General features: G+C 41.3%; 12 protein-coding genes. 10 read left to right on the forward strand and 2 right to left on the reverse strand.

Annotated features, from left to right (window positions below; translation table 11 throughout):
• Nucleotides 1-301: 301 nt before the first annotated feature.
• Complete coding sequence (gene prpE, locus CE058_RS11350) at nt 302-1,036, reverse strand: bis(5'-nucleosyl)-tetraphosphatase PrpE (protein WP_163142633.1); 735 nt, start codon at nt 1,034-1,036, stop codon at nt 302-304.
• A gap of 600 nt (nt 1,037-1,636) precedes the next feature.
• On the opposite strand from prpE, the gene mgtE reads away from it, so the two are divergent.
• The 4 genes from mgtE to CE058_RS11370 all read left to right on the forward strand — a co-directional run bounded on the left by mgtE (nt 1,637) and on the right by CE058_RS11370 (nt 6,449).
• Nucleotides 1,637-3,016: a magnesium transporter gene (mgtE, locus tag CE058_RS11355; RefSeq protein ID WP_048008290.1), complete on the forward strand. Its 1,380-nt coding sequence runs from the start codon at nt 1,637-1,639 to the stop codon at nt 3,014-3,016.
• Between the two features lie 12 nt (nt 3,017-3,028).
• Nucleotides 3,029-4,888 carry a monovalent cation:proton antiporter family protein gene (locus CE058_RS11360; RefSeq protein ID WP_048008289.1) on the forward strand — a complete coding sequence of 620 codons (1,860 nt, stop codon included), beginning with the start codon at nt 3,029-3,031 and terminating at the stop codon, nt 4,886-4,888.
• 140 nt (nt 4,889-5,028) lie between these two features.
• A complete protein-coding gene (gene fabI, locus CE058_RS11365; RefSeq protein ID WP_163142636.1) occupies nt 5,029-5,799 on the forward strand; it encodes an enoyl-ACP reductase FabI in 771 nt (256 codons plus the stop codon).
• 113 nt (nt 5,800-5,912) lie between these two features.
• Entirely contained in the window at nt 5,913-6,449 is a 537-nt protein-coding gene (locus tag CE058_RS11370; RefSeq protein WP_048008287.1) for a CotO family spore coat protein, read from the forward strand.
• 61 nt (nt 6,450-6,510) lie between these two features.
• Here CE058_RS11370 and CE058_RS11375 read toward each other — a convergent pair whose 3' ends face one another.
• The gene (locus tag CE058_RS11375) at nt 6,511-7,014 is read right to left on the reverse strand and encodes a CotY/CotZ family spore coat protein (RefSeq protein ID WP_048008286.1); all 504 of its coding nucleotides are present in this window, start codon (nt 7,012-7,014) and stop codon (nt 6,511-6,513) included.
• 131 nt (nt 7,015-7,145) lie between these two features.
• On the opposite strand from CE058_RS11375, the gene CE058_RS11380 reads away from it, so the two are divergent.
• The 6 genes from CE058_RS11380 (at nt 7,146) to CE058_RS11405 (ending at nt 10,450) form a co-directional block, all read left to right on the forward strand.
• On the forward strand, nt 7,146-7,499 hold the full coding sequence (locus tag CE058_RS11380; protein ID WP_048008293.1) for a DUF1360 domain-containing protein: 354 nt from the start codon (nt 7,146-7,148) through the stop codon (nt 7,497-7,499).
• A gap of 330 nt (nt 7,500-7,829) precedes the next feature.
• The gene (locus tag CE058_RS11385) at nt 7,830-8,303 is read left to right on the forward strand and encodes a YhcN/YlaJ family sporulation lipoprotein (RefSeq protein WP_048008285.1); all 474 of its coding nucleotides are present in this window, start codon (nt 7,830-7,832) and stop codon (nt 8,301-8,303) included.
• A gap of 15 nt (nt 8,304-8,318) precedes the next feature.
• On the forward strand, nt 8,319-8,792 hold the full coding sequence (spoVAC, locus tag CE058_RS11390; RefSeq protein WP_163142639.1) for a stage V sporulation protein AC: 474 nt from the start codon (nt 8,319-8,321) through the stop codon (nt 8,790-8,792).
• Complete coding sequence (gene spoVAD, locus CE058_RS11395; RefSeq protein ID WP_163142642.1) at nt 8,792-9,805, forward strand: stage V sporulation protein AD; 1,014 nt, start codon at nt 8,792-8,794, stop codon at nt 9,803-9,805. The genes spoVAC and spoVAD overlap by 1 nt, the downstream gene beginning before the upstream one ends.
• A 13-nt stretch (nt 9,806-9,818) precedes the next feature.
• On the forward strand, nt 9,819-10,175 hold the full coding sequence (gene spoVAE, locus CE058_RS11400; RefSeq protein WP_048008282.1) for a stage V sporulation protein AE: 357 nt from the start codon (nt 9,819-9,821) through the stop codon (nt 10,173-10,175).
• Between the two features lie 161 nt (nt 10,176-10,336).
• Nucleotides 10,337-10,450 (forward strand): YjcZ family sporulation protein, encoded by a 114-nt coding sequence (locus CE058_RS11405; protein ID WP_019381501.1) that lies wholly within the window; start codon nt 10,337-10,339, stop codon nt 10,448-10,450.
• Nucleotides 10,451-10,767 lie beyond the last annotated feature (317 nt).

A 10,767-nucleotide genomic window follows, 5' to 3' on the forward strand; every position in this document is an offset into this window, starting at 1 on the left:
AAGTCGCCTCGCTTTATAATGTAAAGGCCCGAAAGAAGGACAAAGACTAAGAACGCCACATCCTCCCAAAAGCTGACGCTTTCGGTCGTGCGATGTATCGCTGCCGTAGCTTACCTTGTCCTGTGGCAACGTCTTTGTGACCCACTTCCTCCCAAAAGCTGTCGCATTTGGTCGTGCGATGCTCATGCTGACGAAGCCTTCCTTGTCCTGTGGGCCTCAACTAACAATCAGTGGGGGATAAAGAGCTCCCCACTGATAGAAGTTTCACTTTATAAAAGCCGGCATTTGCCGGCTTTTTTGGTTACATCATCCTGAATTTCTCTTCAACATAAGGCATGCGGGATTGGACAGATAGCAATTGCATTTCCGGATATCTAAGCGCGGTTAACTTATTGCCAAAAACAGCGCCTGTATCAATATTATAGGTGTTATTAATTCTCCTTACTTCCTTTAAGGGAGTATGGCCATAGACGATTACAGCTTCGCCCTTATACTCTCTTGCCCAATCACGTCTTACAGGTGTGCCGTCCGGATTTTTTTCTCCTGTAATATCACCATACAGAACAAAAGTTTTTACTTTTGAAGAATGCTTCCCAATATAGCTTTCCTTAATTCCAGCATGTGCGATAACCAGTTTGTTATTATCGATTACATGATATAGAGGTGCGTTTTCATATAACTCCATAAATTTATGTCTGACCTCATCCTGTGCTTTGGGAGACAGTTTCTCATATTCAGCGACTGTTGTTTCAAGTCCATGTGTAATTTGCACTTTATTCCCTAAAAAGAAGCGGTAGAGTTTATTGCAATGGTTGCCCGGGACATAGTATCCCAAGTTGTTTGCTGCAAGGTTATATACTGCTTCAATGACTGCAAGTGAATCTGGGCCTCTGTCAGTTAAGTCTCCTACAAAGGCCAGTTTTCTGCCGCTTGGATGGACAGGAAATCCCTTTTCCCAGATATAGTCCAGTTTAAAAGTCAGCTCCTTAAATTCAGCAAAGCAGCCGTGAATATCACCAATAATATCTAGTCTCATTTTTTAGGCTCCTTTAAAGTTCTACTGTTATCATATCAATTTTCATAATATTTATCATAACGCATTATTTTTCCGCAGCAGATAAAGCTTTAACGATTTTAAGTTTAAAGAATGGGAAAATTAAATTTATCGCAGTCTAACGGGCAGGGTAAGACCCCCACTTCAAAGAACCAGAGGAACCAATGGAGGATAAGTGGGGGTCAAACTGCCCAAACTAGCTGCAGCTCCTAGGGGCTAAGTCAATTAGCTGATGGGGAGAAAGGCACTTCCCGCCATCTGCCCGTCTTAAGCTTGTCACCCCTGGGCAAGTCGCCTCGCTATATAATGTAAAGGCCCGAAATAAGGACAAAGACTAAGAACGCCACGTCCTCCCAAAAGCTGTCACATTTGGTCGTGCGATGCTCATGCTGACGAAGCCTTCCTTGTCCTGTGGCCCTTAACTAATAATCAGCGGGGAGAAAATCACTCCCCACTGATTGAAGTTTCACTTTATGGATTGCTCAGAGACGACAAAAAAACAAAGATTTGCTAGTATAGTTAAGTACATTTTCCTGTTAGCCAACAGGGTATGGATGCTTTATGAGAGGAGGTTAATTTTGTATGGAAGATCATGCAGAGGAAAGATCAGGATCTCAAATCAATGCCAGTCTTTTAATCCAATCTTTACAAAATGAAGAAATTGATATCTTCAGAAATGAATTTCTTGATATGCACCCATATGATCAGGCTTCATTTTTTAAAGATCTGGATGAGGACATCCGTGCAAAAATTTATCTTTATCTATCTCCAGAAGAAATGGCGGCTCTTTTTGAAAATCTGGAGATTGAGGAAGAAGATTATAAAGACGTTCTTGCCGAGATGAATCCCCACTATGCAGCAGATATGCTTTCAGAAATGTATGCTGATGATGCGGTTGATGTTTTAAATGAACTTGATAAAGACCAGGTTGTCAGCTATTTAACAATTATGGATGATGAATCGGCAAAAGAAATTAAGGATTTGCTTCATTACGAAGAATATACAGCAGGAAGTATTATGACAACTGAATTTGTCTCTCTGTCAGCCAATCAGACGGTTCGTTCTGCTATGTATATCTTAAAGAATGAAGCGCCAAGGGCTGAAACCATTTATTATGTGTACGTTGTAAATGACGAAAAGAAGCTTATTGGGGTCATTTCATTAAGGGATTTAATAGTAAGTGACGATGACACGATGATTTCAGAAATCACCAATGACAGAGTAGTTTCCGTATCTGTGGGTGAAGATCAGGAAGAAGTCGCAAGAAAAATTAAGGACTATAACTTCCTGGCTGTTCCGGTTGTCGATTTTCAAAATCACTTGCTGGGTATTATTACAGTTGATGATGTTATGGATGTCATGGAAGAAGAAGCATCTGATGATTACTCCAAATTAGCAGCTGTATCAGATATGGATCACATTGACCGGAATCCAGTTTCTGCTGCGCGTAAACGGCTTCCATGGCTTATCATCCTGCTGTTTTTGGGTATGTTAACTGCAAGCCTTATCGGAAGGTTTGAGAACACATTGGATAAGGTGGCCATACTGGCTGTTTTCATTCCTCTTATTGCAGGGATGGCCGGAAATACCGGGACTCAGGCATTGGCCGTTGCTGTCCGGGGAATTGCTACTGGAGACCTTGAGAAAGAAAACAAATGGAAATTGGTGATAAGGGAAGCAGGGACCGGCTTAATCAATGGAGGTATTTGCGGTATTCTTGTTACTTTCATTGTTTATTTCTGGAAAGGAAATTTCTTTCTGGGTGTTTTAGTTGGCGTCTCAATATTGTTTACATTGATCGTTGCCACCCTTGCAGGTGCACTGATCCCTTTACTAATGCACAGGATGAAAATTGACCCGGCAGTGGCGTCAGGTCCATTTATTACAACCATTAATGATCTGATCAGTATTTTAATTTATTTTGGAATGGCGACATTATTTATGAGTTATTTAACAGGTTAAGGGGGTTATATTATGGAACATGGCGCATCAGTAGCATCGCTTGTCATTGTTATTCTTGCCGCTTTTATAACGCCGATTATACTGCATCGGCTGAAGGTTAATTTTATTCCGGTAGTGGTGGCCGAGATTCTTATTGGTTTAATTATCGGAAAAAGCGGCTTTGATATTGTCCATGAGGATATGTGGCTTGAAACTCTTTCGACACTTGGATTTATTTTTTTAATGTTCCTGAGCGGACTTGAGATTGACTTTACAGCTTTTTCTTCTTCAAAGAAGAGAGAAAAGCTGCCCAGCGGAAAACTTGAGCCAAATTCATTTGCAGTGTCTTCAATTGTTTTTATAGGAATATTTTTTGTTTCATTAGGACTGTCTTATGTATTTGTTTGGGCAGGATTCATTGATAATGCTTTTTTAATGACTTTAATAATATCCACCATCTCTCTGGGAGTTGTGGTTCCTACTCTTAAGGAAGCACACTTAATGAAAACAGGCATTGGCCAAATTATTCTTTTAATCGCAGTTATTGCAGATTTGGCTACAATGATTTTACTGGCTGTATTTGTATCTCTAAATGATAAAGGCGGAGGAAATACATGGCTGCTTCTAATCTTATTTGGAGTAGGCGTATTGCTGTATTTCCTCGGCAGAAGGTTTAAGAACCTTAATTTTCTTGAAGCGATGTCGACAGGAACAGTTCAGATTGGAACAAGAGCAGTATTTGCACTAATTATTTTTCTTGTGGCATTATCAGAAACAGTCGGGGCAGAAAATATTTTAGGTGCATTCCTTGCTGGGGTTCTTGTATCACTGCTGGCGCCAAATCAGGAAATGATCCATAAGCTGGATTCTTTTGGATACGGGTTCCTTATACCGATATTCTTTGTAATGGTAGGGGTAGAGCTCGACGTATGGACTTTGTTTGGAGACCCCAAGATGCTTATGCTTATACCATTGCTGCTGATTGCTCTGCTGCTGTCAAAGCTTATACCGATTTATATTTTAAAAAGATGGTATGATATCAAAACGGTTATCGCCTCAGGTTTCTTGTTAACGTCAACTCTTTCCCTTGTAATTGCTGCAGCAACAATAGGTGAAAGAATGGATGTTATAACTGCAGAAATGAGCGGCACATTAATTTTAGTTGCTGTCATAACAAGTATATTCACACCTGTTGTCTTTAAAAAGCTATTTCCTCAGGAAGCTGCTGAGGAGAAGAAGCTCAAAGTATCCTTTATTGGTGCAAACCAAATGACTATGCCGATCTATAATGAGCTTAAGTCATCCCTTTACGAGCCGGCTTTATATCATAAGAAGCAGGAAAAGGCGGAAAAGCAGATAGCGGACTCTTTGTTCGACATCATTGAAGTTGATGAGTTTGATATTGGAAATTTCGAAGGAACAGAGGCTTTTGAGTCTGATATTGTTGTAATCTCCACAGGGGATGAAGAGACAAATGCTACATTATCCATTGCTTTTAAAGATAAGGGAGTGGACCGTGTCATTTGCCGGATGGAAAGCCCTGATATGGAAGAAACGCTTCGGGAGCATGACATTGAATTGTTTTCAACTATTCTTTCCTCTAAGGCGCTGCTTCGTGCATTAATCGAGTCACCAAGCGTGGTGAACATATTAACGAACCAGGAGACTGCTTTATATGAAATCCGATTGAAGAATGAGCAGTTTGAAGGCATGATGCTTCGGAGATTCCCGTTTACGGGGGATGTAATATTCGTCCGGATATTTAGAGGAAAGGATTCCATTGTTCCTCACGGAGATACTGAACTGCATGTCAATGATCGCTTGATTGTTACAGGATCTAAGGAATACGTTGATGAATTAAAACGTGAACTTGAATTTTGTGAATGGTGTTAGAATCTGATTGCCTTTTTTCTTGCCGAATAAAATCCTCCAGAAACAACAGGATTTTTTTCGGCTTTTCTTTTGCGCAGAATTGATGTACAATTAGCACTAGGTACTAATAACATGTGATAATAAATTCAGGAGGATTTATAATGACTCTTTCTTTAAATGGAAAAACATTCGTCGTAATGGGTGTAGCTAATAAAAGAAGCATTGCATGGGGAATTGCCAAATCCCTTCATGATGCTGGTGCCCGTTTAATCTTTACATATGCGGGAGAAAGACTGGAGAAAAGTGTTCGTGAATTGGCTGATTCATTGGAGGATGCCCAATCATTAGTGCTTCCATGTGATGTAACAAGTGATGAAGACATCGCAAAATGTTTCAGCACAATTAAGGAGGAAGCGGGTGTAATTCATGGGATAGCCCATTGCATCGCCTTTGCCCATAAGGAAGAACTTCAGGGAGAATACATGAACACAACAAGAGACGGGTTCCTGCTGGCTCACAATATCAGTTCTTATTCGCTGACTGCTGTTGCAAAGGAAGCAAGGGGATTAATGGCAGAAGGCGGAAGCATTGTGACTCTCACATACCTTGGCGGTGAAAAGGTTGTGAAGAATTATAATGTTATGGGTGTGGCAAAAGCATCCCTTGATGCAAGCGTCAAATATTTGGCTAACGACCTTGGAAAGGATGGAATCCGAGTTAATTCCATTTCAGCCGGTCCAATCAGGACTCTTTCTGCTAAAGGAATAAGCGAATTTAATTCGATTCTTAAAGAAATTGAAGAAAAAGCTCCGCTCCGCAAAACCACAACTCCTGAAGAAGTAGGAGATACTGCTCTATTCTTATTCAGCAGTCTGTCGAGAGGAATATCGGGTGAAAATATTCACGTAGACTCCGGTTATCATATCATTTAATAGAATTTGTCCGCTCCAATGTGAGCGGGCTTTTTTTATTTCCTCAGAAACGAAAGCCCATTTTCTGCATACATATAATACGACGAACCATAACGATTGCGGAGGTGGGCATAATGACTGAGAAAAGAGAAAAGGAGCCGCTATTCTATATACAGCAGCCTAATTTTCAAATTCCTGAAAACAGGATGCAAACAATCTATTCGAGCAGGAAAGCAGAGCAGGAACGAAAACAAAAGGAAAACCTGCTTGATTTCGCTGTCCCTAAAGAGGTACAAAAGGTGCCGGAAGAAAAAGTCGAAAAGACTGCTGGGCAAATGGAGGTGCAGGAAGCAATTGAAGAGTTTGAATCCGGGAGAGAAGAGAAAAAAGGTGCATCCTTTGCTTTTACGACAGAAAAAAGAAAACCATCTTTCAATCGAGTAAAGAGTTTTAAGGAAATGGACACACTTGAGCGTCTGGATTATTTAATTGATTTCCCAAAACAGCTTCCGCCCATACCATGCACATTTGAAACAGGGGAAAAGGCAATAAGGGGATTTCTTGTTTCAAAAAATGAAGAATGGATTGAGGTAAAGTTATTTGATGAACGTATTGAGAAAATAAATCTGCAATCTTTAAATGCAATCAAAATGATCGGCCTAAGAAGGTAACCTGAAATCGGGGAGGCCGGCCAAAAAATAGCCAGCCGAATGGTTCGGCTGGCCTCTATGATTAGTCTTCGCAAATATCCAGGTCAACATCGGCAATACATTGAACAGCGCAGAAGCATGTTAAGTCAACAGTTACGCAGTCATTTGTACTGCGGAAGTAGTCAACTTCGCAAACCTTTTTCAAGTCGATGCAGCAGTCATCAACAAGGTTTACTGTTTTGTCCGGGCCAGGTTTTCTGTTAATTGGCTCTAGAACGCGAAGCACTGCACAGCAGTTATCAAATACTTCTTCTACTCTAAAGAAGATTGATACACAAGCACAGTCATTTCCTGTAAAGAATGCATGGAATGGTGACCCATCTGCTGTTTTTAGTGTGAATACGCGTGTATCCGGGCGCTTATGCCGCTTTCTGTTTGAAGGTGAAATCGCTCCAAGCGGCTCCAGGAAACAGTTTGAAGGGCATTCGCACACATCTTCTGCGTTATCTTGAATATCTTTTATAGCACGAACTACTTCACATACACAGCTTTTGCCTTTGAAGTCGTCTTTTTTTCCACAACCCATTTTTGTTTTCCTCCTTGTTTGTTTCTTGTGGTCTACACTACTAACATATTGCCGAAGTGCCCTATGGGTTACGGACAAACGCCTTGTTTTTTCAAAAAATAGGCTATTATTTTACATTTGAGGTGAAAAAAGTGGACATAACACCTATGGAGCTGCTGATTTTGGCTCTTGCAAGCTTCAGGCTGACCAGACTGATTGTATTTGATAAAATTACTGTTTTTTTGCGAAAGCCTTTTCTGGAAGAAGTGGAAGAAACAGATGAGAACGGGGAAATGGAAGTTTATTGGATTGTGAAAGAAGGAAGGGTGCGTGGATTCTTCGGGGAGCTTCTAAGCTGTTATTGGTGTACTGGCGTGTGGAGTGCCTTATTTTTATATGCTTCCTATTATTTCTATGCATCCTTTGCAGCACCGGTGCTGCTCATTTTAGCGGTTGCCGGACTGGCTGCCATTATAGAAACTCTTATGCAAAAGCTGATTGATTAGCTTTTTTATATTTATTTGGGTATTTGATTTACACAAGCTCCTGAGGCTCTGCATAAATTAATTAGAGGAAAATTATTGTAAATGGAGGGCCTCATCAATGTTAAATAAGGACAAAGATCAGCAAACGGAAAAATCACAGCCGGTCAGCAAGAAAAAGAAGAAGAAAAAGGGATGCGGCTGCGGAAAAAAACGATAAAAAATCAGGAGCCGGTGTTTCCGGCTTTTTTTAGTGGAATTCTTCTGGAAAAAATAGGATGGATATTAATGTTCATAAATCTATAACATTTCGAGGACAATATAATTAAAGATTTTACATAGGAAGGGACTATTATGAAAAAGAAACTTTTATTGTTTATTGCATTTTCACTGATCTTATTATCAGGATGCAGTGGTGATGGAGAGGTGACGGACAGCGACCTTGCACTCCTCAAAACGACTAATCCCCCAGCAGTATTAATTGATAAAAATACAAAGGAAAATTTGAATTTAGTTGAAAACATTGAGCATGACGTCGAAAAAATGAAAGAACTATATGATGTTGCAGTTGTTAAGAGCAATGGGGACACACTAGTTGCTTATAAAGTGAAGCACCTGCAGCGATTCCACATGAAAAAAATTGAAAAAAAGATGACAAAAATGCTTGAGGAGAAATACCCGGATGAGAACTTCATTGTTTCAAGCGATTATAAAATCTTTATAGAGGCAGTAGAACTTCAGGAAAAAATGAAAGATCCCGATTTTACAGACAAAAAGGCTAAAAAGAAGCTTGATAAAATCATTAAACTTAAAAATGAAATGACATAGAAGGGAGCGGGCATCATGAGCAAAAAAAGTAATAAAACCCCTGAACAGCAGCAATATGAGCAGCTTGAGCAAAAACATGAGCTGAAGCGCCCGGTCCTGAAAAATTGTATTCGTGCTTTCTGGGTAGGAGGGCTTATCTGTGTTGTCGGACAGGCAATCACTTATTTTTATATCTACTTTTTTAACTTCACGGAACAGACAGCTGGAAATCCAACTGTTGCTACCATGATTTTTATCTCCATGCTGCTGACAGGTTTTGGCGTTTATGACCGATTGGGCCAGTTTGGCGGAGCAGGCAGCGCAGTTCCTGTAACGGGTTTTGGAAATGCTGTGATTTCAGCAGCTATTGAGCATCGTACGGAAGGTTTTGTGCTGGGAGTAGGCGGGAACATGTTCAAGCTTGCTGGGTCGGTTATTCTATTTGGAGTGTTTTCGGCTTTTGTAGTGGCCCTAATTAAAACGCTATTAATTATTTGGGGGGTTATTTAATGCTAAAGGGAAAACAATCTTGGGTCTTTCAAAACCGCCCGGTAATTACAGCTGCTGGTGTGTCCGGCGGGCCATTTGAGGCAAACGGCAACCTGTCAGAGGATTTTGATGTTCTGCATGATGATTTATGGATGGGTGAAGACTCTTATGAAAAAGCACACCGGATCCTTTTGGAAGAGGCGGGACAGACGGCCTTAAATAAGGCAAATATCCAAAAGGAGGATGTTCAGTTTTATATTGCCGGGGATTTAATTAATCAGATCACACCTTCAAGTTTAAGTGCAAGAACGATTCAAATCCCGTATTTCGGGATTTTCGGAGCTTGTTCAACTTCAATGGAAGGACTTGCGCTGGCATCCTTTATTGTTAATTACCAAGGTGCTGATTATGTTTTGACAGGTGCTTCCAGTCATAATGCCGCTGTTGAAAAACAATTCAGATACCCAACAGAATATGGAGGCCAAAAACCACCAACAGCCCAATGGACAGTTACTGGTGCAGGTGCGGCTCTGATTTCAGCGAAAGCAGTTGGTTCAAATTTGCCGGTTACCACTTCTGCCACCATCGGCAAAGTTATCGACATGGGACTGACAGACCCTTTTAATATGGGAGGAGCAATGGCGCCTGCAGCAGCCGACACCATTACTGCACATTTTAAGGACATGCAGCTCGATCCATCCCATTACGATTTGATTGTCACAGGGGACCTTGGCAGAATTGGCCAGGAAACGGCTTATGAACTGCTCACAAATAATGGGTTGAAAATAGACAGAGAGAAATTTAAAGATTGCGGATTAATGATTTATAAAGATGATCAGCCAGTCCAGTCCGGCGGGAGCGGTGCAGGGTGCTCGGCTACTGTTTTGTACGGTCATCTCTTAAATCAAATGAAGCAAGGGGCTTATAGAAGAATCCTTGTGGTCGCAACGGGTGCGCTATTATCGCCTTTGACATTCCAGCAGAGTGAAAGTATTCCCTGTATTGCCCATGCTGTATCTATCGAAATGAATTAGAGGAGGAAATTGAATGCTGCCTATGTTTTTCTGGGCTTTTGTAATTGGTGGCCTATTTTGTGTATTTGGCCAAATAATGTTTGATGTTTTTAAGCTGACACCAGGCCATACTTTAAGTCTTTTAGTTGTATTAGGAGCTGTACTTGATGGAATTGGCCTGTATGAGCCGCTTGCTGACTTTGCCGGGGCAGGGGCGACCATCCCGATAACAAGCTTTGGCAATTCCCTTGTCCATGGAGCCCTGCAGGAAGCTGATCAACATGGGCTGGTCGGCGTGTTAACAGGAATGTTCGAAGTGACCAGCTCCGGTATTTCAGCTGCGATAATCTTCGGCTTTATTGGTGCACTAATTTTCAAGCCGAAAGGCTAAATGACATTAGGAAAATACACAGGAATGCTATTTTAGTTATATAAAACAAGCCCCTTATTCCAATCTGAATGAATAAACCAAGCACGTCTTGGGAGCTTGCCCATACACCCTGCTTATTTATCACATATTGTGTAGGGAGAAATCCAAGTGAGGTGAGAGGCATGGGCTATGGCTATGGAGGCTGCGGATATGGCGGGGGCTATGGAAATACGTTTGTTTTAATCGTCGTCCTATTCATTTTACTCATTATCGTCGGAGCAAGTTTCTACAACTAGATTGTAAAGAGCTGACTCAGAACCGGCAGCAGGTTTTGTGTCGGCTTTTTTGCATATAATGTACATAAAGTGAACTTCAATCAGTGGGGGTGTTCTTTATCCCCGCTGATTGTTAGTGGAGGCCCACAGGACAAGGAAGGCTTCGTCAGCATGAGCATCGCACGACCAAATGCGGCAGCTTTTGGGAGGACGTGGCGTTCTTAGTCTTTGTCCTTATTTCGGGCCTTTACATTATCAAGCGAGGCGACTTGCCCAGGGGTGACAAGCATAAGTCGAGCAGACGGCGGGAAGTGCTATTCTTCCCATCAGCTGATTGG

The organism is Bacillus sp. 22-7 (assembly GCF_010628845.1).
Lineage (GTDB): Bacteria > Bacillota > Bacilli > Bacillales > Cytobacillaceae > Cytobacillus > Cytobacillus firmus_B.

Bases quoted from the DNA above. Each gene is read 5' to 3' on its own strand.
- CE058_RS11385 (WP_048008285.1), top strand. From the start codon at position 7,830: ATGAAAAAGAAACTTTTATTGTTTATTGCATTTTCACTGATCTTATTA.
- CE058_RS11405 (WP_019381501.1), top strand. From the start codon at position 10,337: ATGGGCTATGGCTATGGAGGCTGCGGATATGGCGGGGGCTATGGAAAT.
- mgtE (WP_048008290.1), top strand. From the start codon at position 1,637: ATGGAAGATCATGCAGAGGAAAGATCAGGATCTCAAATCAATGCCAGT.
- spoVAD (WP_163142642.1), top strand. From the start codon at position 8,792: ATGCTAAAGGGAAAACAATCTTGGGTCTTTCAAAACCGCCCGGTAATT.
- CE058_RS11375 (WP_048008286.1), bottom strand. From the start codon at position 7,014: ATGGGTTGTGGAAAAAAAGACGACTTCAAAGGCAAAAGCTGTGTATGT.
- CE058_RS11370 (WP_048008287.1), top strand. From the start codon at position 5,913: ATGACTGAGAAAAGAGAAAAGGAGCCGCTATTCTATATACAGCAGCCT.
- spoVAC (WP_163142639.1), top strand. From the start codon at position 8,319: ATGAGCAAAAAAAGTAATAAAACCCCTGAACAGCAGCAATATGAGCAG.
- spoVAE (WP_048008282.1), top strand. From the start codon at position 9,819: ATGCTGCCTATGTTTTTCTGGGCTTTTGTAATTGGTGGCCTATTTTGT.
- CE058_RS11360 (WP_048008289.1), top strand. From the start codon at position 3,029: ATGGAACATGGCGCATCAGTAGCATCGCTTGTCATTGTTATTCTTGCC.
- fabI (WP_163142636.1), top strand. From the start codon at position 5,029: ATGACTCTTTCTTTAAATGGAAAAACATTCGTCGTAATGGGTGTAGCT.
- prpE (WP_163142633.1), bottom strand. From the start codon at position 1,036: ATGAGACTAGATATTATTGGTGATATTCACGGCTGCTTTGCTGAATTT.